Raw genomic sequence first — 20,683 nt, forward strand, 5'->3', positions numbered from 1 at the left:
CATTCGACTGCTCCGCGCCCGGGGTCCCCGGCCTCCGGCGGCGGCTCGCCCGCCGGGCTCTCAGTACCCGGCGGCGGCGGCGCCCCAGACCTGCGCGGTGAGCTCCTCGAGGCGCTCCTCGGGCGTGTGCTGGGCGCGCAGGGCCTGGGCGACGAGCCGCTGCGCGGTGGAGGCGAGATGCTCGCGCATGGCGCGTGCCGCCTCCGCCTCGTCCCGGGCGAGCACGGCCCGGACCAGCGCGTCGTGCTCGCGCGCGAGCTCCCCGACGGGCCGCCGCGACGTGGCGGCGACGACGCCCAGGAAGGACGTGGTGGTGCGCAGCCGCTCCACGAGCTGGACGGCCTGGGCGTTGCCGGCGACGAGCAGCAGCGCACGGTGCAGTCCCTCGTCCGCCTCGGCGGTGGCCTCGAGGTCCCCGGTCCCGGCCGCCTCGTGCAGCGCCTCCCACCGGGCCCGGATCCGGTCCAGCTCCTCGGGCGCCGCGAGACGTGCGGCCCGGCGGGCGGCCGGGACCTCCAGGGCGGTGCGCACCGCGAAGATCTCGGCGACGTCGTCGGGACTGACCTCGACGATCTCGAAGCCGCGGTTGCGGTGGAACCGGATCAGCCCGGCCTCGCCCAGCCGCAGCAGGCCCTCCCGCACCGGGCTGCGGGAGACGTCCATGGCGGAGGCCAGCTGCTGCACCGAGTAGAGGCGCCCGGGCTCCATCTCGCCCGCCGTGATCGCCCGGCGCACCGCGGCCATCACCTGCACGGCGAGCGAGCTCCCGGTCGTGGCGGTGACGGACGGCAGCGCGGGGGCCGCCGGCCCGGGACGGTCGCCGGCCGGGGACCCAGTGACGGAGCGGGGTGGGGTGGTCACGGGGTGATCGTCAGCTTGATGTCCCCGGGCCGGTGCTCCTCGGCCCGCTGCATGGCCTCCGCGATCCGCTCGAGGGGGAACTCGGGCCCGAGACAGTGCTCCACGTCGATCTCGCCCTCGGAGATCCGCCGCAGGGCCTCGCGGAAGGACGTCAGCCCCGGCTCGGCCTGCGCCGCCACGGAGCACTGCAGCCGCAGGTTCTTGCGGAACGCCGTCCACAGCGGGACCTCGGTGTGCCCGTGCCGCTCCGGCAGGCCGAAGAAGCCGACGATGCCCCGGTCGGCCGCGAGCTCGACGGCCTGGTCGCGCAGCACGTCGTGCCCCACGGCCTCGATGACGAGGTCGGCGCCGCGGCCCCCGGTGACCTCGGCCACGACCGCGGCGAGGTCCTCCTCCGGCACCCGCACGGGGACGGCGCCCAGCCGGCGGGCGACCTCGAGCCTGCCCGTGTCCAGGTCGGAGGCGACGACGTGCGCGAAGCCCAGTCGGCGGGCCTCCTCCACGAAGAACAGCCCGGCGGAGCCCGCGCCCATCACCACGCACGTGTGCGCCCGGCGGGCAGGCGTCTCCACGGGCCAGAACTGGCGCATGGCGTAGAGGCACGTGCCGTACTGCTGGGCCATCATGAGCCGCCGCAGCTGCAGGGAGTCGCCCGGGTCCGTGCCGGCGGGCAGCTCCACGACGTGCAGGTCGTCCAGCAGCTGGAGCTCCGCGAAGCACCCGCCCATCTCGCCCTGGGGGACCGTCAGCACCAGGGTGCCCTCCGGGACGCGCTCCGAGCGGGACTCGACCACCACGCCGACCCCTTCGTGGCCGGGGTAGCCGGGGCGGCGCGGGCCCTCCGCGTGGAGCAGCCCGTGGAAGGCCGCGTGCAGGTCGGATCCGCAGATCGAGGCGTGCAGCATGCGCACCACCAGCTGACCGGGTTCCCGGGCGTGCGGATCGGGCCAGTCGGTGACCGTGACGGTGCCCGTGGTGGGGACGTGGGATGCTCGCATGCGCGCCTCCTGGGGTCGGGCGCGCCGGGCGCCGGTGGGTGACATGCTACCCACGGTTTGGTGCCTGGGACGGGCGTGACGCTGGATTAAACCCGCGGCGCGCCCGGATCGGCGCCGACGGCCTCGGCGGGGACCGCGAAGACGGGGCGGGGGGACTGCAGCCGGGCGGGTGCGGGCAGGTCGCGGCGCAGCACCCGGTCCCCGCGCTCGAGCTCGAGGGAGAACCCGCCGACGGCGTGGTGCACGTTCTCGCCCAGCACCGTCCGCTCCACGACCTGCTCCGGGCCGGGCGGCCCGTGCAGCAGCAGCACCGGCTCACCCTCCCGCAGCTCCTCCTCGACGCGGGCCACCGCCTGCACCCAGTGGCTCTCCCGCACGCCGTCCGGGACGCGGAAGGGCACGACGACGGCGCCGCCCGCCGCCTCGTGCGCGCCCGGCGCCAGGACCCACGCCCGCCGGCCGTGCGGCGGCTCGGCGGGGGGCGTGCGGCCCTCCGCGGGCACGGGCCACACGTAGTCCAGGCCGGCGGGGTCGCCGGGGAAGACCGCGCGGTAGAGCTCCTCGTCCTTGCGCAGCAGGTTCGACCGGTGCGAGCGGTGGAACGCCTCGTCGCCCAGCCAGGGCGGCGGCGGCGCCACGTCGTCGTCGGGGGCGCGGTCCCAGGCCTCGGGGGCGAACTCGCGGATCTGCCACCCCGTGCTGTCGGCCCCGCCGCGGGCCGTCCACTCGTCGACCATCGCGCGGCCGTAGGCGACCAGTGCGGGCACGTGCCCGGACCACATCGCCGTGGCCGGGTGGCGGTACCACCCGTAGCCCGGCACGGTGGCCGCGCGCAGCACCTGCAGGGTCTCCACCCGCTGCTTGCCGAGCCGCTTGCGGTCGAGGACGCGGGCCGAGCGGGCGAAGTCCGGGTACGGGAGGAAGGTCTGCACCGCCCCAGTGTCCTACGGATCCGCGGCCTCCACCACCGCACCGGCCCGTGCGCCGGGGCCCGCGCGGGGGGACACTGGGGGCATGCCCCTGCCCCGCGCGCTGGAGCCGTTCCGGCTCGGCCGGTACCGTGTGCTCGCCTTCGCGATGTTCAGCAGCGTCTTCGGCGCCGGGATGTGGGCGGTGGCCCTCGTGCACCAGGTCCTGCAGCTGGACGGCACGGCCGTGGACCTCTCGGCCGTGACGGCGGTGGGCGCCCTCGGCATGCTCGTCTTCGTGCTCGTGGGCGGGATCGCGGCCGACCGCTTCCCCCTGGCCCGGGTGCTGCGCCTCGTCGAGACCGCCAACCTCCTGACGGCGGGGACGGTCGCAGTCCTGGCCCTGGCGGACGGGCTGCGCATGGGGCACCTCGCCGCGGCGGCGTTCGTGTTCGGCGCGGGTCTCGGCTTCTTCTATCCGGCCTACTCGGCCTCGCTGCCCCGGATCCTGCCCGCCCGGCAGCTGCTCGCGGCCAACGGGGTGGAGGGCACGGCGCGCCCGCTGCTGCAGCAGGCGGCGGGACCGGCCGTGGCGGGTCTGCTCATCGGGCTGGTCGCTCCCGGCGGCGCGCTCGCCCTGATCGCGCTCTGCCACGCCGCCGCGCTCGTGCTGCTGCTGCGCCTGCACGTGCCCGGCCACGACGCCGATTCGGACGCCGGCGCGGACACGGATCCAGGCGCGGGGGAGCCGTCCCCGCCGCGGGAGGCGGTGGGCGCCCTCCGGTCCGTGCGGCAGGACCTCATGGAGGGCGTGAGCTACACGGTGCGGACCCCGTGGCTGCTGTGGACCCTGCTGTGGGCGGTGCTCGCGGTCTTCCTGCTGCTGGGTCCCCTGGAGGTCCTCGTCCCGTTCCTGGTCCGGGACCGGCTGGGCGGGGACGCCTCCACGTTCGGCTACCTGCTGGCGTGCTACGGCGGGGCCAGCGCGGTGGCCTCCCTGGTGGTCGCGTCGCTGCCCCTGCCGCGGCGCTACCTCAGCTGGATGATCGTGCTGTGGGGGTTCGGGACGCTGCCCTTCGGTCTCGTCGCGACCACCGACTCGTTCTGGGTCATGGCGCTGTGCCTGGCCTTCGTGGGCGCCGGGGACGGCGCGGGCATGGTGCTGTGGGGCACTCTCCTGCAGCGCCGGGTCCCGCGCCACATGCTGGGGCGGGTCTCGAGCCTCGACTTCTTCGTCTCGATCGCCCTCATGCCGGTGTCGATGGCGGTCGCGGGACCCGTGGCCCAGGTGGTGCCCCTCCCGGTGATCTTCTGGACCGTGGCCCTGCTGACCCCGGCGCTGGGGCTGGTGGCCCTGTGGGCCGGGCGGATGCGCGAGGACGAGCTGGCGCACTCGCTGGCCGGCTGAGCGCCGCCGTTGCACCCCACAGGGCGCAGGGACGGGGACGTGCGGACCGGGGGCGGTGCCGCGTCCCGACCGGACGCGGCACCGCCCCGCTCACCGCACGAGCGGTGGACGGCCCGCGGGTCAGTAGGCCTTGACGCGCTGCTCCACGATCAGGTGGATCAGGGCGAACTGCCCTTCCTCGTCGATCGCCCTCAGGGCGGCCGCCAGCGCGCCGGGGATCTCGGCGTCGGTCTCCACGCGCACCCCGAACCCGCCGAAGGCCTGGGCCATGAGAGCGAAGTCGGGGTTCTTGAGCTGGGTGCCCGAGACGCGGTCCGGGTAGTCCCGCTCCTGGTGGGTGCGGATCGTGCCGTACTCCTGGTTGTCCATCACGATCACCAGCGGGGTGGCCCCGTACTGGGCGGCGGTGGCCAGCTCCTGGCCGTTCATCAGGAACTCGCCGTCACCGGCGATGGTCACCACCCGCCGGCCGGGGTAGCGCAAAGAGGCCGCGACGGCGGAGGGCACCGAGTAGCCCATGGAGCCGTTGCGGGCGGAGATCATCGCCGCGTACCCCTTGGCGGGGAAGTAGCGGTGCGCCCAGTTGGTGTGCTCCCCGGCGCCGAAGGTGCACATGGCGTCGCCGGGCAGACCCGCCACGAGGTGGGCCATCATGGTGTCCATCCGGGCCCGGCCTCCGGACGGCTCCGTGGCCGGCTCCGTGGACACGGGGGTGGAGAACTCGACCTGCTGCGCCCGCAGCCGGGCGGTCCACTCCTTCCACGCCGGCTTGGCCGGCAGGTCGATGCGCACGAGGTCGCGCACGAACACGTCGGGCTTGGCCACGATCTGGTAGGACACCGGCCCGGAGCGCCCGCGCAGGGACGGGTCGATGGTGACCAGGAAGTTCTTCTTCTCCCAGTCCTGGCGGACCAGGAACCCGTTGGTGATGACGTCGCCGGGGACGGTGCCCACGAAGACCAGCAGGTCGGTCTCCTCGAGCATCTCGAAGGTCGCCTTCGGGCGGCCGTAGCCGATCGGGCCCACGTAGGAGTCCGAGTCGAACGGGACGGTGCCCTCGGTGCGCCACTCGGCCGCGGCCGGGAGGTGGTGCTCCTCGAGCCAGTCCGTGAGGCCGGCCGCACCCTCGACGGTCCAGTCGTTGCCGCCGGTCACGAACAGGGGCTTCTCCGCGGTCGAGAGCGCGTCGCGCAGCGCCTTCCAGTCGTTGACCGTCATCCCGCCGTGGGCCACGGGGATCGGCGGGTGCAGGGTCGCGTCGATCTCGGCCCGGATGATGTCCTCGGGCAGACCCACGACCACGGGGCCGGGGCGGCCGGAGTTGGCGGCGAACATCGCCTCGGCCACGATCTCGGAGGCCCGCTCGGCGTGGTCGAGGACCATCACGCGCTTAGCCCCGGAGTCGAACCACGCGTGCGGGTCGAACTCCTGGAACGCCTCCTTGTCGCGGTGCTCGAACGGGATCAGGCCCACGAACAGCACCATCGGGGTGGAGTCCTGCCACGAGGTGTGCAGGCCCACGTGGGCGTTGGCCGCGCCGGGGCCGCGGGTCACCATGGCCACGCCCGGGACGGGGCCCATCTTGCCGTCGGCCTCGGCCATGTAGGCCGCACCGCCCTCGTGGCGGCAGACGACCGTCTCGATCGACGAGTGGTGCAGACCGTCGAGCACGTCCAGGTAGGACTCGCCGGGCACCACGTAGGTGCGCTGCACGCCGTGCGCCACGAGCGTGTCCACGATGACGTGGCCCGCCGACTTGCGGGCAGTGGTCTGTGCGGGGGATGCGGGGTCCGCAGTGGTCTGGGTCAACGTGGGTCCTTTTCGCCGTTGAAAATGGAGCGGTGGGGCTGGGCAGGCCGGAACCGGCTCGGGGGTCCGGGCCTGGCGCAGTTCATCCGAAAATACCCGATGCGGGCGGCGATCCGTGTCCTGGCGGTCACGGAGGAGTAAAGAAGGACGCACAGCGCCCGCGGTGCCCTGTGCGCTCCCGGGCCCGGGCACGACGACGGCGGCGGCGGTGGTCTCCCCCGGAGGGGACGACCACCGCCGCCGTCGTGGATCCTGCGCGGTGCTCAGTCCTGCATGTCCTCGAGCTCGATGCCGGTGGTCTCGCGGACCATCTTGATCGTGAAGATCAGGGAGACGAGCCCGAAGAACGCGTAGAGCCCGTACGCGACGCCCAGGGAGAAGGCCGCCAGGGCCGGGAAGGTCACGGTGACCAGCCAGTTGGCGATCCACTGCACGAATCCGGCCACGGCCAGGGCGGCGCCGCGGATCCGGTTCGGGAACATCTCGCCCAGCAGGACCCACATCATGGGACCCCACGAGACGCCGAAGAAGACCACGAACAGGTTGGCGGCCACGAGGGCGAGGGGACCGGCGGTGGGGCCGAGCACCGGTGCGCCGTCGACCACGTCGGCCGTGGCGAACAGGACGGCGAGGGTGGCGAGGGACAGGGTCATGCCCGCCGAGCCGATGAGCAGGAGCCGGCGCCGGCCGACCTTCTCGACGAGCGCGATCGCCACGATGGTCACGGCGACGTTGACCACGGACGTGATCACCGTGATGGTGAACGAGTCGGCCTCGGTGAACCCCACGGACTGCCAGAGCACGTTCGAGTAGTAGAAGATCACGTTGATGCCCACGAACTGCTGCAGCGCGGCCAGGCCGATGCCCACCCACACGATCGGCTTGAGACCGGCCGTCCGTCCCTTCAGATCGGACAGCCGGGGCTTGTGCTCGATCCGGAGGGTCTCCTTGATGAGGCGCACCCGCTCGGCCGCCGACGCGGAGCCCTGCAGATTGGCCAGCACGGCCTCGGCCTCGTCGGAGCGACCGTCCTCCACCAGGTAGCGGGGGGACTCGGGGATCGTGAACGAGCCGATCAGATAGGCGATGGCCGGGATGGCCTCGGCCATGAACATCCACCGCCAGGCCTCCAGGCCGAGCCACAGCTCCTGGGTGGAGCCGCCGGCCATGGCGGCGAGCCAGGCGTCCACCGCCAGCGAGATGAAGATGCCGAGCACGATGCCCATCTGCTGCAGCGAGCCGAGCCGGCCGCGGATGGAAGCCGGGGCGACCTCGGCGATGTAGGCGGGAGCGATGACGGAGGCGACACCCACGCCGATGCCTCCGACGACGCGCCAGAAGATCAGCCAGCCGAAGCTGTCCACCACACCGCAGCCGATCGCGCTGACGAGGAAGAGGACCGCGGCGATCTTCATCACCGGGACGCGGCCCAGGGCGTCGGCGACCCGGCCGCCGAAGAACGCACCTGCGGCGGCGCCGAGCAGGGCCGAGGCCACGGCGAAGCCGAGCGGTCCGGGAGCGACCCCGAACTCCTCCTGGATGGCCGAGACCGCGCCGTTGATGACCGCGGAGTCGTAGCCGAAGAGGAAGCCGCCGAAGGCGGCGACGATGGTGATCCGGAGGACCGCCGAGGTGTTCGGGTGCTCCGCGACCCTGGGGGTCGTGGCGTCTTGGCTCATCGGACAGCTCCCTTGCTGGTGGAGATCGGCTGCTGGTGGAGGAAACGGCGTGGGCCCGGGACGTGCCGTCCGCCGCACCCCGGGGCGGACGCACCCGCCGACGCCGCAGGGTTCGTGTGACGCGATCCACACTAAAACTCAGTGCGCTGAATGTCCATTAGTCGAAGACAGGTGTCGTCCGGCGCGTCATCCTGCCGGAAGGGCCCCGACGGGCAGCTCCGCGTGCTGCAGGGCGAGGATCACCGCGCCCGCCACGTGCGCCTCGATGCCCAGCGTGGCGGTCTCGATCCGCAGGTCCCGCACGCTGCCGCGGACCCCCTGGCGGGAGACGACCTCGCGCAGCGGGCCGAGCAGCAGCTCGCCGGCCCGGGCGATCTCGCCGCCGACGACCACGAGCTCCGGGTTGATGGTGTTGCACAGGTTGGCCACCGCCGTGCCGAGCAGGCGGCCGGTGTCGCCGATGACCCGCCCGCAGCCGACGTCGCCGGCGAGCGCCGCGGCCACGAGATCGGGCACGGTCAGGTCGGGCCCGTGCGTGGTGCTCAGCAGGCCGGTGACGTCCCCGGAGGACACGTAGGTCTCGAGGCACCCGCGGTTTCCGCACCGGCACACCCGGCCGTGCTCGTCCACGGTCGTGTGGCCGAGCTCCCCGGCGGACCCGGTGGCGCCGCGGAAGAGGGACCCGTTGAGGATCAGACCGGCGCCCACGCCGTGGCCGATCTTGAGGTAGGCCATGTGCTGCGCTCCGCGCCCGGCGCCCCAGGCGTGCTCGCCCAGGGCGCCCGCGTTGGCGTCGTTCTCGACGACGACGGGCAGTCCGAGCCGGCGGCCGGCCTCCTCGCGCACGTCGATCCCGCTCCACGCCGGGAGGATCGCGCTCGCACTGACCAGCCGGCCCTCGAGGTCCACGGGGGCCGGGAGGGTGAGGCCCGCGGCGAGCAGCCCGGACCGTGCCGTGCCGTGCTCCCGGAGGAGGGCGTCGAGGGTCCGGCCGACCAGCTCGAGGTCCTCGGCGAAGCGGTGCTCGGCAGGCAGCTCGTGACGCCGCTGGGCGAGGATCCTCTGGTTCAGGTCCGCGACGGCCACCGTGACGTGGCGGTGTCCCACGTCGATGCCGACCACGTGGCCGGCGGAGCCCCGGAAGCCGATGCGCTGACCCCGGCGGCCGGCGCCGTCCGTCTCCATGACGAGCAGGCCGGCGCCGATCAGCTGGTGGACGATGCTGGACACCGTCGAGGGCGCCAGTGCGGTGCGACGGGAGATCTGCGCCTGGGTCAGGTGCCCGTCACGGCGCACCGCGTCGAGCACCCGGCGCTGGTTGGCGTTGCGCAGGGACGTCTGCGAACCGGGTGGAACGGGGGACCCCGCGGGCTCGGACATCATCGTCCTCTTTCACCGGTGAACGTGAACAGGACTGTCATCCTAATCAGCGTTCACAGGTCGAAGACAGGGGTGGGCGGGCCGGCGGCTCCGCCCGCCTGTTCTCAGAGGACCTTGCCGGCCTCGGCGATCAGCCCTCTGGCGGCGGCGACCTGGGCGGGGGAGGCCGCGACGAAGTGCTCGTCGCGGGTCACCACCGTGGGCACCGTGGCGTTGCCGTCGTTGAGGGACTCCACGAAGGCCAGGGCGTCCCGGTCCTCCCAGATGTTGGTCCACATGGCGCGCTCGGCGTCCGGTCCGAGTCCGCGCTCGAGCATGCCGCAGAACGGGCACCCGGGCCGCCAGTAGATGGCGACCCCGTCCTCCGCCACGTGCTGGACGGCCTCGGCGTGGGAGGCGGCCGGGCGGCGGCTGCGGGACTTGTCCTTCTTGAACACGGGGGCTCCTCGCGGGTCGGGCGGCGGGGTGGGAGTGGCGGCCCAGTCTAGCCGGACCGTTCCACGTCAAGAGCTGTCCCCCGATGAGGGGACAGGGGGCAAAGTTGGCAGGAGGTCGGCGGAGGCCCGTCATAGTGGTGTCTATCACCGAGGACATCCGTCTAGCGTTGATCCTCTCGCGAATGTCCAGTGTTCCACGTGAAACCGCACGCCTGTAATCGAAAATCAACCCTTTCCGGTCGATGGCACTGCTGACGTCACACCGAGGATGCGGAGCGTCACACAGCAGCCCTGCCGGCGCCGTTCCTGCGGTCAAGCTTCATGATTTGTCATTCTCTGTACCGATTCGGGGAATTGTTCCCGAACTCTCTTGCGGGCCGGGCGTTCGGGGACTCCCGGAACGTGGCGTGTGTCATGGTGGTGGGCATGGCAATTCCGGCGCAGCACTCTTCCCCCCGGCCGGCCCGCTCCACCTGGTCCCTCCCCCAGCTGCACCAGTGGGTGGTCGTCCCCTTCATCGTCGTGCTCGTCACGGCGACCGTGGGGCGGCTGCTGGTGTACTCCCCGGGAGTCGCGGCACAGGAGACCGAGGTCCTGCACCGGCTCGACGCGGCGCGCCTCGGCGTCCTGGACGCGCTGGCGCTCGTCCTGCACCACGCGTTCTCCACCCCGGGGGCGTTCGCGATCATCGCCGCCCTCACCGCCTGGCTCGCCCTGGCGCGCCGGCGGCCCTGGGACGCCGCCGGCTTCGCCGTCACGGCGCTCTCCGGCTGGGCCGCGGTCGGGATGGTGAAGGTCGCCGTCGGCCGCCCCCGGCCGGACAGCACGGCGTTCCCGGAACCCCTCGTCCTCGTGGACGGCATCACGTCCTTCCCCTCCGGGCACGCGGGTGCCGCGCTGGCCATCGCGGCGGCGTTCTGCCTCGCGATGCGCCGGTCGAGGTCCGCCTCCGCCGTCCTCGTCGCGGGCCTGGGCACGGCCGTGCTCGTCGGGCTGTCCCGGCTCTACCTGGGCGTGCACTACCCCCTCGACGTCCTCGCCTCGTTCCCCGTCGCCTGGGCGGGCCTGGCCGTGGGGTGCGGTCTCGCCAACCACCTGGTGCCCGCGCTCGCCTACGGCTTCGGCTGGCAGCAGGAGGACGCGGCGTGGCACGACGTCGAGCAGGGGCCCGCCGCCGAGGAGAGCCCCGCCGAGGACGCTCGTCCGGACACGGCACGGGTGCCGGTCGTGGCCCGGCGGACGGACCACCACGCCGCCTGACACGCCGCCCGCGGCCGTGGCACCGGGCGCCCCGCCGGGTCTCAGGGCTCGATCCGCCGGTGGAAGGGCCACCATATGGCCCGGCCGATGTCGTAGGTCAGGGCCGGCACCAGCAGCGACCGGACGATCAGCGCGTCCAGGAGCACGCCGAACGCCACGATGAACGCCAGCTGCACCAGGAACATGATCGGGATGACGGCCAGCGCCGCGAACGTGGCCGCGAGCACGATGCCGGCCGAGGTGATCACCCCGCCGGTGAGGGTGAGACCCCGGAGGATGCCAGCCCGGGTGCCGTGCACCAGCGACTCCTCCCGCACCCGGGACATCAGGAAGATGTTGTAGTCGATGCCCAGCGCCACGAGGAAGACGAAGCCGAAGAGCGGGACCGAGGGGTCCGCACCGGGCAGGTCCAGGACGTTGTTGAACACGAGGGCGGAGACGCCCAGGGCCGTGAAGAACGAGACCACGGTGGTGAGGATCAGCAGCACCGGGGCCAGGACGGAGCGCAGCAGCAGCATGAGGATCAGGGTGATGACCACGAGGATCACCGGGATGATCAGCGTGCGGTCGGCGATCGAGGTCTCGTTGGTGTCGATGTTCGTCGCTGTGGTGCCGCCCACGAGGATCTCCGCGTCCGCCGCGCGCAGGTTCTCGCGCAGCTCCCGGACGGTCTGCTCCGCCTCGGGGGAGTCGGCGGCGTCGGACAGCGTGGCCTGGAGCTGATAGAGGCCCTCGGCCTCCGTCGGCTCGGCCCCGGCGAAGGGCCCGGCCGGGGGCGGGGCGTCCTCCCCGAGGGGCAGGGTGCCGGACGGGGAGTCGTTGGCGACGGCGACGACGCCGGCCACGCCCTCCGTGCCCTCGACCGCCTCGACCGCGGCGTCCAGGGAACGGGTCGGGACCAGCAGGACCGCTGGGCTGCCGGAGCCGCCGGGGAAGTGCTGGGCCAGGGCCTCCTGGCCGTCCCGCGCCTGGGACTCGCCGAGCACGAGCTCGCTCTGCTCCACGCCCGAGGCCTCGAACTGGGTGCTGAACCCGGCGAGGGCGAGGAGCACCACAGTGGTCACCACCCAGATCGCCCGCGGGGCGCGGGCCACGAACCGGGCCACCGAGGCCCACACGCCTCGCCCCTCGACGGTCGGGCGGGTGCCGGCCCCGTGCTCGACCACGCGCACGCGCTCCGCGCCCGAGGCGTCGTAGCGGGGCCGGAACGGCCAGAAGGCCCCCCGTCCCGTGGCGTAGAGGACCGCGGGCAGGAAGGTCAGGGCCGCCAGGACGGACATCACGATGCCGACGGAGGCCACCGGGCCCAGCGCCTTGTTCGAGGCGAGGTCCGAGAGCAACAGGCACAGCAGGCCCGCGATGACGGTGGCGCCGGAGGCGACGATCGGCTCGACCGAGCCCTTGAGGGCCGCCCGGGTCGCGTCCGCCCGTCCCCGGTGGTGCAGGAGGGCGTCCCGGTACCGGGCCGTGTAGAGCAGCGAGTAGTCGGTGGCGGCGCCGACCACGAGGATGAACAGGATGCCCTGCACCTGGCCGCTGATGGTCACGAGCTCGTTGGCCGCCAGCCAGTACACGACCAGGATGGCGGCGCTGAGGGCGAAGACCGAGGTCAGCAGCACCAGGACGGGCAGCACGGGGGAGCGGTAGACCACGAGGAGGATCACGAACACCACGGCCAGCGCCACGCCCAGCAGGATCCCGTCGATGCCCTCGAAACCGGCCACGAGATCGGCCGTGAACCCGGCGGGGCCCGTCACGTAGCTCTGCAGGCCCTCCGGCCGGTCCGTCTCGAACCGTTCCGCGAGAGCCTCGACGTCGTCGACGACCTCGCCGTCGGGCAGGGGGACGACGAGCTGGAAGGCCTCCCCGTCCTCGGACGGGATCAGCGGCGAGGTCTGCCCCTCGGCAAGGCCGCTCTCCTGCACCGCCGCGGCGGCGTCCTCCGCCCACGCCCGGTCGGCGGCGGTCAGCCCGCCCTCCCGGGCGAGGAGGACGATCGCGGGGATCGCCTCCGAGTCCCGGAACTCGCCCAGCAGCCGGGTGACCTGCGTGGACTCGGTGGACTCGGGCAGGAAGCTGGACTGGTCGTTGGTCGAGACCTCGGAGATCTTCCCGAAGTACGGCCCGCCCACGCCGGCCACCGCGAGCCACCCGACGATCAGCAGCGCCGGCAGCAGGATCCGCAGCAGCGTGGTCCAGCGGGAGCGCCGCGGGGGTGCGGGGGACCCGGGGGCCTCGGCCCACGGGGCGGGACGGGACGCGGTGGGGGCCGGGGTGGTCATGGCGTGCCTTTCACGAGCGGCAGGAGCAGGTCGGAGCCGCGGCGACCGACGGACCCCACCGCGGAACCGGAGGCGCCGGGGTCTGGGATCAGACTAATATTTCGAAAACAGAAATAAAATCCCGGGCTCAGTCGTAGACGGCCTTGACGCACAGCACCGGGCAGGGGCTCTCGAGCAGGACGCGCTGGGCGGTGCTCGCCATGATGATCTTGCCCACGGGGGAGCGGCGCCGGATGCCCAGCACGATGAGCTCGGCCCCGTGCTCGCGGGCGGTGTCGAGGATGACGTCGGCGGGGTCGCTGTCGTGGTCGGGCTCCCGCAGCTCGTAGCGCACTCCGGCACGGGCGAGCCTCTCCCGCTCCACGTCGATGTCTGCCTTGATCTCCGGCGGCTGGTGGCGCCTCGGCCGCGGCTGCACCACCACCAGGTCGGTGCCGCGGCGCTCTGCCTCGAGGATGGCGGCGTCCAGCGCCGCGTGTCCGGGGGCGGTGGGCATGTATCCGACGACGACGGTCACGGGTTCTCCTGGGGTAGCGGCACGGTGGGGCGGAACGGGTCAGGGACCGCGGTGGGGGTCCTGGTCCGCGGGCTCGTCCTCCATGCGGGCGAGGGCCTCCGGGTGCTCGAACCGCACCTTGCGGCCGAGGAACAGGCGGTCGTAGACGAAGTTGACGATCCACAGGCCCAGCCCAATCAGCAGCAGGACCACGGCGATCTGGTACTCGACGAGGTCCTGTGCCCAGGGCCCCACGAGGTAGGCGCAGGTGATCGCGCCCAGGTAGGGCAGGACCCGGGGGGCGTGGAAGTAGTCGTGGGTGGGGCTGTGGTCCTTGCGCAGGATGATCGCCGCGACGTTGACGATGGTGAACACGCCCAGGAGGAGAAGGGCCGTGGTGCCGCCGAGGGCGCTCGCCGTGCCGCTGCCGAGGATGTTGTTGATGACGACGATCAGCGCCATGGCGAGAAGGCTCGTGAACACGATGGCCGACCAGGGGGTGCGCCGGCCCTGCAGGACGTGGCCCAGGAAGTCCGGCAGCACGCCCTGGCGGGCCATGCCGTAGAGCAGCCGGGAGGCCATGAGCATGTTGATCAGGGCGGTGTTGGCCACGGCGAAGATCGTCAGGAACGGGTAGATCGTGTCGATGGGGATGTTGGGGGCGCCGATCCGGACCATGTCCAGCAGCGGCGTGGTCGACTCCCCGAGCACGCCGATGGGGACGACCGCCACGGTGAAGATCGAGACCAGGATGTAGACCACGCCCGTCAGGCCGAGGCCGAAGAGCATCACGCGCGGGAAGTCGCGGCTGGGGTTCTTGGTCTCCTCGACCATGTTGACGGAGTCCTCGAAGCCCACGAAGGAGAAGAACGCGAGCGAGGTCACCGCGGTGAGGGCCAGGAAGATGCCCTTGTCCTCCGAGGTCTCGAACACCATCGTCTGGCTGAAGTCGGCCTGGCCCTGGAACGCCGCCCAGAACCCCACGAGGATGACGATGAGCAGGCCGGTGAGCTCGATCGACGTCAGCACCACGTTGAACGCGAGGCCCTCGGTGACGCCGCGGATGTTGATGGCGGCGAGGATCGCGATGAAGATCACGGCGATCACGGTGATGGTCGTGGTGTCCACCTCCAGCCCGAAGCCGCGGGCGAAGTTCGAGGCCACGGCCGAGGCCGCCGTCGAGGCGGAGGTCAGGCCCGAGCTGAGCACCGCGAACGTCACGAGGAAGGTGATGAAGTGGATGCCGAAGGCCTTGTGCGTGTACAGCGCTGCGCCCGAGGCGCCGGGGTACTTGGTCACGAGCTCGAGGTAGGAGAAGGCCGTGATGGTCGCCACGAGGAACGCCACGAGGATCGGGGCCCACGCGGCGCCGCCGATCTCTCCGGCGATGTTCCCGGTGAGGGCGTACACCCCGGTGCCGAGGATGTCGCCCACGATGAACAGCAGGAGCAGGCCGGGGCCCATGACGCGCTTGAGCTCCGGCTGGGGGCGGGACCGGGTCCCGGATTCGGCTGACTGGGCCATCGGATGCCTCGAATCGGTGGTGACGGGCTGGCGGGCCCCGGCGTGCGGTGACCGTGGCCACAGCCTATGCCACGCCCCGCGCCCGGCCCAGGTGGTGACGACGAGCCGCCGTGTTCCTAGCCTGGGACCATGACGAGCACAGCGCCCCGCTTCCGGCTGACCGAACTCCGCCTCCCCTTCCTGGGCGCCCCGATGGCCGGCGGGCCCTCGACCCCGGCGCTGGCCGCGGCGGTCACGGCCGCCGGCGGCCTGGGCTTCCTGGCCGCCGGCAACCGTCCCGCGGCGGGCGTCCGCGCGGACGTCGAGGAGGTCCGGGCGCGCACGGACGGCCCGTTCGGGGTGAACCTGTTCGTCCCGCAGGCGGCGAACACCGCGGCCCCCGGGACGGCGGTCGACCCCGCCGTGCACCGGTCGGTCGCGGCCTACCGGGAGGCGCTGGAAGACACGGCCCGCCGGTACGGGGTGGAGCTGCCGGACACGGACCCCGCCGACGACGACGGGTGGGCCGCCAAGCTCGAGCTCGTCGAGGCGCTGCGGGTCCCGGTCGTCTCGTTCACCTTCGGGCTCCCCGCGGTCTCCGTGCTGGCGCGGCTCGCGGCGGTGGGCACCACGACGTCCGTCACGGTGACCTCGGTCCCGGAGGCCCAGGCCGCCGTGCGGGCCGGTGCCCACCTGCTGACGGTCCAGGGCCCGGCGGCCGGCGGGCACCGGGGCACCCACCGCGCGGAGGACGTCCCGGGCGAGGAGCCCCTGGTGGAGCTCGTCGCCGCGGTCCGCGCCGCCGTGGACGTCCCGCTCGTGGCCGCGGGCGGCATCGCCTCCGCGGCGGACGCGGACGCGGCCCTGACCGCCGGGGCGGACGCCGTGCAGGTCGGCACGCTGCTGCTGCGCACGCACGAGGCCGGGACGTCCGCCGCGTACCGGGAGGCCCTCGGCTCGGGCCGCTACACGGAGACCGCCGTGACCCGCGCGTTCTCGGGACGGCTGGCGCGCGGGGTGCGCAACGGTTTCCTCGACCGCTTCACGAATATGGCCCCAGCGGCATATCCCCAGGTCAACCAGATGACCAAGCCCATCCGGGCGGCCGCGGCGCAGGCCGGGGACCCCGAGGCCATCGCCCTGTGGGCCGGTCCGCAGTTCGCGGCCGCACAGGAGGTCCCCGCCGCCGAGGTGGTGCGCGGCATCCTCCGCGCACCGACCGGTCCCTGACGGCGGGTGCCCGGCACGGCCGTCAGCGCACCCCGCGCATCATCCGCCGGATCCAGGGGGACAGCACGAGCAGGGCGGCGCCGACGACGATGGTCACGGCGCCCAGGATCCCGAAGTAGGCGGCCTCGGCCTGCTCGCTGTAGTAGCCGGCCAGCGCGCCGGACAGGGCCGTGCCCAGGGCCACCGACAGGTAGAAGAGGGCGACCATCAGCACGGGATAGGCCCGCGGGGCCAGCCGGGTGGACAGGGACAGGCCCACCGGGGAGACCATCAGCTCGCCCAGGGTGGCGACCAGCAGGATCAGCGCGGCCCACAGGACCGGCACCGAGGACACCCCGACCATGGGCAGGAAGATCAGGAACGCCGATCCCATCAGCACGATGCCGAGGCCGAACTTGGTGGGCGTGCCGGGCTGGCGGTCGCCCAGCTTCGTCCACAGCACCGCGAACACCGGCGCGAGCAGGATGATGAAGAAGGGGTTGAAGGACTGGACCCAGGAGATCGGCATGGTCCAGTCGCCGAGCGCGCGGTCCAGCCGGGTGTCCGAGTAGATCGTGATGACCGTGAACTGCTGCTGGAACAGTGCCCAGAACGCGGCCGAGCCGATGAACAGCGGGATGAACGCCCGCACGCGGGAGCGCTCGTCGTCGTCGACCTTCTTGCTGGTGAGCAGGAGGACGAACAGCGCCACGGCCGCCACCACAATCACCCCCACCACGACGTCGGCGAGGTTGGCCGCGTTGAGCACCCCCGTGAGGGCGGCGGCCACGACGACGGCGATCGCCGCCGCGGCGATCCCCGCCCACTTCCCGTACTGCTCGCGCGGCAGGGGGTTGGGCACGTGGTGGACCTCTGCGGGAAGCCTCCTGCGCCCGAGGGCGTACTGGGCCAGGCCGAAGGCCATGCCCACCGCGGCCAGGCCGAAGCCGAGGTGGAAGCCCCAGGTCTTCTGCGCGAAGCCGGTCAGGAGCGGCCCGAGGAGTCCGCCGATGTTCACGCCCATGTAGAAGATCGAGAAGCCGGCGTCGCGGCGCGGGTCCTGGCGGTCGTAGAGGGCACCCACGAGATTGGTGATCGTGGCCTTGAGCCCCCCGGACCCGATCGCGATGAGGACGAGGCCGATCGTGAGGCCCGCGACGGCGGGGATCAGCGCCAGCGAGACGTGGCCGGCCATGATGAGGACGCCGCTGAGGAACATCGTCCGCTCGGAGCCGAGGAGCCGGTCGGCGACCCACCCGCCCAGGATGGCGAACAGGTAGACGGCGCCGCCGTAGGCGCCCACGATGCCCGCGGCCGTGGCGCGGTCGATGCCGAGCCCGCCCTCGGTGGTGGCGAAGTACATGTACAGCAGGACGATGCCCTGCATGCCGTAGAAGGAGAAGCGCTCCCACAGCTCGACGCTGAACAGGTTCGCCAGCATGCGCGGCTGGCCGAAGAAGGACCGGACGTCGGAGCGGTTGTCGTGGTGGTCGCGCGGGTCGGGGGCGCCGGTGGCGCCGTCCGCCGCGCGGGGGGTGTGGGAAGTCATGCGCACCATGATCGGCCTGCCGGGCGGTCGAGCACCAATCGGTGCGCGCCCGCGGCCGGCGGCCCCGTCGCGCTCACCCCCGGTGGGCGGTGCCGGCGGCGGGACGGGCGACGCCCGGGACCGCGGTGCACCCACCGCGGTCCCGGGCGTCGCCGGGGAAGGAGCCAGGACTCAGTTGAAGTCCTTCGGGTCGGAGCCGATCCGCCCGCCGTTGTCGAGGCCGCTGATCGCCCGGACGTCCTCGTCGTCGAGCCGGACGTCGAGGGCCGCGTAGTTCTCGCGGATCCGCTCCGGCGTGACGGTCTTGGGGAAGACCACGTTGCCGATCGCCAGGTGCCACGCGATGATGACCTGTCCCGGGGTGGCGCCGTGCTTGCGGGCGATCGAGTCGATCACCGGGTCCTTCAGCAGGTCGCCGCCCTGGCCCAGGGGGGACCAGGCCTCGGTCAGGATGCCGTGCGAGGCGTTGAAGTCCCGCAGCGCGGACTGGTTGAAGTAGGGGTGCAGCTCCACCTGGTTCACCACGGGGACCACGCCCGTCGCGTCGATGATCTCCTGCAGCTCCTCCTGCGGGAAGTTCGAGACGCCGATGGACCGGGCCTTGCCGCTCTCCCGGATCTCCTGGAACGCCTTCCAGGTCTCCAGGTACTTCCCGCGCTTCGGGGTGGGCCAGTGGATGAGGTACAGGTCGACGTACTCCAGGCCGAGACGCTCCAGGGAGGCGTCGATGGCCTTCAGCGCGGAGTCGTGGCCGTGGTCGTCGTTCCACAGCTTGGTGGTCACGAAGATCTCGTCGCGCGGGATGCCGCTGTTCGCGATCGCCCGGCCGACGCCCTCCTCGTTGCCGTAGATCATGGCGGTGTCGATGTGGCGGTAGCCGGCCTCGAGGGCCTGGCCCACCACGTCCTCGGCGATGTCGGCGTCGACCTGCCACACGCCGTAGCCGAGCTGGGGGATGGTCCTGCCGTCGTGCAGGGTGAGGGTCGGGGACTGCGTCGTGGACTGCGTCATGGACCGTGCCTTTCGTGGGGAGACAGCCAGGGGCTGACAGGGAGGGCCGGGAGGAGCTCGTCCGGGCCCGGTGTCCGTCGAACAGTCTCCTGCTGTCGCCGCGCGCTGACAAGAAGGACAGCGTGCTTTCTGCTCTCAGCAATCGGCCTCCGCTGCCCAGCCGCAGCGGGAGGCCCCGGGAAGGCGGGGAACGGTGGCCGCAGCCGCAGCCGGCGGCGGGCGCTCAGCCGTCGGCGCGTGGCCGCCGGGCGGTCGGGCGCCGGTCGCCCCACGGGGGCAGGAGGCGGGGCAGGGCCTCGGCGGCGCCGGCCCGGACGGTCCGGTCGGCGTGCGGGGTGAGCGCGGTGTCCTCGGGGTTGATCTCGACCACGGGCGTCCCGCGGCCGGCCGCGATCAGCGGCAGGGAGGCGGCGGGCTGCACGAGCCCGGACGTGCCCACCACGAGCACGAGCTCCGCCTCGGCCACGGCCGCGGCGGCGCGCTCCACGGCGCCCTCGGGCAGCTGCTCCCCGAACCACACGACCGCGGGCCGCACCGCTCCGCCGCAGGAGGGGCACACCGGGGGGCGCTCGCGGCCCGGCTCCTCGTGGTCGGGCTCCTGGGGAGCGGGTGGTGCCTCCGGACGGGCCTCCGCTGCCAGGCCCGGGAGGAGACGCTCCGGGAACGGGGCGCCGCAGTCCGAGCAGCGGAACGCGAACAGGCTGCCGTGCAGGTGGGCGAGGACCGCGGAGCCCGCCCGCTCGTGGAGGTCGTCGACGTTCTGGGTGACCACGTGGACGCAAGCGCGGTCCGCCCACCGGGCGATCGCCCGGTGTCCGGCGTTGGGGCGGAGCCGGCGCACCTGGCGGGCCCGCCAGAGGTACCAGGACCAGACGAGCCCGGGGTCGGCGTCCCACGCCTCGGGGGTGGCCAGCTCCTCGGGGGACCAGCGGGCCCACAGTCCGGTGCCGGCGTCCCGGAAGGTGGGCACCCCGCTCTCGGCCGACATCCCGGCGCCGGAGAGCACGGTCACGGTGCGCGCGGAGCGCGCCAGCTCGAGCAGCTCGGGGTCGAGGTCGTCCATGCCGCCGACGGTATACGCACGGAGGCTCCCGGACCAGGGTGCCCGGGCCGGTGCGGGGAAACGCCCGGGCCCGTTGGTCGATCCGCACGCGCGCGTGGTGGAATGGAAACCATGAAGTTCAACGTCCAGCGCGTGCTGACCCCCGCCTACCTGACCTCCGTCGCCCTCGTCGTGGTCGGAGTGGTCCTCGGTCTGGCGTGGTACCCCGTCGCGGCGTGGCTGTTCGTGCTCGCCGGTCTCGCGCTCAACGCGATGGCCGTGTCCGTCACCGAGATCAACGACGCCCCGCGCCGTCGTCCTGCCCTCGCCCCCCGCGACGGCGACCGCGGTGGCGACGGCGAGCTCGTCGAGGACCGGGACGAGGACCTCGGGGACGCGCTCCCGCCGGAGGAGCCGGCACGCCGCGCGCCCGTCGAGCCGGACGCCGAGACCGCCGCCACCCCGACCGTCCCGCACTCCGGTTCGAGTCCCCTGCGGGAGCGGCGCTGACCCCGTCACCGGCCGGAAGGGCGGCCGGACCGCGCGCGGAGGAGTCACGGGCACCGCAGCACCTCGCCGGGGGCTGTGGTGGCCGTCATGGTAAATTCGGGGCGATGACCAGCCCCAGGAACCACGTCCACGGCCGCGGCCCCGCTGTGCCGCCGGGCCGCGTGCTGTCCTCGGCGGTCCGGTGCGTGTCCAACGGGACGAACGGCTACCTGAACTCCTGGGGGCCGCTGCTCTCCGGATGCCCCCGGGACGCCTGAGCACTCCGGCCGGGACACCGGCCGGTGCGGCCGGTCAGTCGACGGCCGAGTCCACCTCGTTCCCATCCCACCGACCGGACGGTT

Annotated in this window: 18 protein-coding genes; 5 read left to right on the top strand and 13 right to left on the bottom strand. The window is 73.1% G+C overall.

Features of this window, described 5'->3' with window-relative positions:
- Positions 1–60: 60 nt before the first annotated feature.
- From E7Z53_RS02640 to E7Z53_RS02650, 3 genes are all read right to left on the bottom strand, one after another.
- Positions 61–861, bottom strand: coding sequence for a GntR family transcriptional regulator (locus E7Z53_RS02640; RefSeq protein WP_217905336.1), 801 nt, complete (start codon positions 859–861; stop codon positions 61–63).
- Positions 858–1,859 carry a zinc-binding dehydrogenase gene (locus E7Z53_RS02645; RefSeq protein WP_017835086.1) on the bottom strand — a complete coding sequence of 334 codons (1,002 nt, stop codon included), beginning with the start codon at positions 1,857–1,859 and terminating at the stop codon, positions 858–860. Before E7Z53_RS02645 ends, E7Z53_RS02640 begins: the two co-directional genes overlap by 4 nt.
- Before the next feature lie 86 nt (positions 1,860–1,945).
- The gene (locus E7Z53_RS02650; protein WP_109268892.1) at positions 1,946–2,791 is read right to left on the bottom strand and encodes an MSMEG_6728 family protein; all 846 of its coding nucleotides are present in this window, start codon (positions 2,789–2,791) and stop codon (positions 1,946–1,948) included.
- Positions 2,792–2,873: 82 nt separating this feature from the next.
- Between E7Z53_RS02650 and E7Z53_RS02655 the strand changes: the two genes are divergently transcribed.
- Entirely contained in the window at positions 2,874–4,175 is a 1,302-nt protein-coding gene (locus E7Z53_RS02655) for an MFS transporter (RefSeq protein ID WP_176337101.1), read from the top strand.
- Between the two features lie 120 nt (positions 4,176–4,295).
- Here the strand turns inward: E7Z53_RS02655 and E7Z53_RS02660 are convergent, their stop codons facing one another.
- From E7Z53_RS02660 to E7Z53_RS02675, 4 genes are all read right to left on the bottom strand, one after another.
- The gene (locus tag E7Z53_RS02660; protein WP_176337102.1) at positions 4,296–5,984 is read right to left on the bottom strand and encodes a thiamine pyrophosphate-dependent enzyme; all 1,689 of its coding nucleotides are present in this window, start codon (positions 5,982–5,984) and stop codon (positions 4,296–4,298) included.
- 263 nt (positions 5,985–6,247) lie between these two features.
- Complete coding sequence (locus E7Z53_RS02665) at positions 6,248–7,663, bottom strand: sugar porter family MFS transporter (RefSeq protein WP_035924342.1); 1,416 nt, start codon at positions 7,661–7,663, stop codon at positions 6,248–6,250.
- Positions 7,664–7,849: 186 nt separating this feature from the next.
- A complete protein-coding gene (locus tag E7Z53_RS02670) occupies positions 7,850–9,043 on the bottom strand; it encodes an ROK family transcriptional regulator (protein WP_035924339.1) in 1,194 nt (397 codons plus the stop codon).
- A 104-nt stretch (positions 9,044–9,147) separates the two neighbouring features.
- Positions 9,148–9,480: a glutaredoxin domain-containing protein gene (locus E7Z53_RS02675; protein ID WP_176337103.1), complete on the bottom strand. Its 333-nt coding sequence runs from the start codon at positions 9,478–9,480 to the stop codon at positions 9,148–9,150.
- A gap of 426 nt (positions 9,481–9,906) precedes the next feature.
- On the opposite strand from E7Z53_RS02675, the gene E7Z53_RS02680 reads away from it, so the two are divergent.
- A complete protein-coding gene (locus tag E7Z53_RS02680) occupies positions 9,907–10,740 on the top strand; it encodes a phosphatase PAP2 family protein (protein WP_241482817.1) in 834 nt (277 codons plus the stop codon).
- A gap of 41 nt (positions 10,741–10,781) precedes the next feature.
- Here E7Z53_RS02680 and E7Z53_RS02685 read toward each other — a convergent pair whose 3' ends face one another.
- The 3 genes from E7Z53_RS02685 to E7Z53_RS02695 form a co-directional block, all read right to left on the bottom strand.
- Positions 10,782–13,022 carry an MMPL family transporter gene (locus E7Z53_RS02685; protein WP_095650031.1) on the bottom strand — a complete coding sequence of 747 codons (2,241 nt, stop codon included), beginning with the start codon at positions 13,020–13,022 and terminating at the stop codon, positions 10,782–10,784.
- A 127-nt stretch (positions 13,023–13,149) separates the two neighbouring features.
- Positions 13,150–13,539 carry a universal stress protein gene (locus E7Z53_RS02690; RefSeq protein WP_176337104.1) on the bottom strand — a complete coding sequence of 130 codons (390 nt, stop codon included), beginning with the start codon at positions 13,537–13,539 and terminating at the stop codon, positions 13,150–13,152.
- 39 nt (positions 13,540–13,578) lie between these two features.
- The gene (locus E7Z53_RS02695) at positions 13,579–15,042 is read right to left on the bottom strand and encodes an APC family permease (RefSeq protein ID WP_051063846.1); all 1,464 of its coding nucleotides are present in this window, start codon (positions 15,040–15,042) and stop codon (positions 13,579–13,581) included.
- A 129-nt stretch (positions 15,043–15,171) separates the two neighbouring features.
- On the opposite strand from E7Z53_RS02695, the gene E7Z53_RS02700 reads away from it, so the two are divergent.
- Complete coding sequence (locus E7Z53_RS02700) at positions 15,172–16,251, top strand: nitronate monooxygenase (protein ID WP_017835097.1); 1,080 nt, start codon at positions 15,172–15,174, stop codon at positions 16,249–16,251.
- 22 nt (positions 16,252–16,273) lie between these two features.
- Here E7Z53_RS02700 and E7Z53_RS02705 read toward each other — a convergent pair whose 3' ends face one another.
- The 3 genes from E7Z53_RS02705 to E7Z53_RS02715 form a co-directional block, all read right to left on the bottom strand.
- Complete coding sequence (locus E7Z53_RS02705) at positions 16,274–17,779, bottom strand: peptide MFS transporter (RefSeq protein ID WP_176337105.1); 1,506 nt, start codon at positions 17,777–17,779, stop codon at positions 16,274–16,276.
- Positions 17,780–17,950: 171 nt separating this feature from the next.
- A complete protein-coding gene (locus tag E7Z53_RS02710) occupies positions 17,951–18,790 on the bottom strand; it encodes an aldo/keto reductase (protein ID WP_017835099.1) in 840 nt (279 codons plus the stop codon).
- Between the two features lie 223 nt (positions 18,791–19,013).
- The gene (locus tag E7Z53_RS02715) at positions 19,014–19,853 is read right to left on the bottom strand and encodes an SIR2 family NAD-dependent protein deacylase (RefSeq protein ID WP_176337106.1); all 840 of its coding nucleotides are present in this window, start codon (positions 19,851–19,853) and stop codon (positions 19,014–19,016) included.
- A 111-nt stretch (positions 19,854–19,964) separates the two neighbouring features.
- Between E7Z53_RS02715 and E7Z53_RS02720 the strand changes: the two genes are divergently transcribed.
- Together E7Z53_RS02720 and E7Z53_RS02725 are read left to right on the top strand one after the other, a co-directional pair.
- Positions 19,965–20,342 (top strand): hypothetical protein, encoded by a 378-nt coding sequence (locus E7Z53_RS02720; protein ID WP_017835101.1) that lies wholly within the window; start codon positions 19,965–19,967, stop codon positions 20,340–20,342.
- A 104-nt stretch (positions 20,343–20,446) separates the two neighbouring features.
- Complete coding sequence (locus E7Z53_RS02725) at positions 20,447–20,599, top strand: hypothetical protein (protein WP_160291625.1); 153 nt, start codon at positions 20,447–20,449, stop codon at positions 20,597–20,599.
- Positions 20,600–20,683 lie beyond the last annotated feature (84 nt).

The organism is Kocuria salina (genome assembly GCF_013368965.1).
GTDB lineage: Bacteria > Actinomycetota > Actinomycetes > Actinomycetales > Micrococcaceae > Kocuria > Kocuria rosea.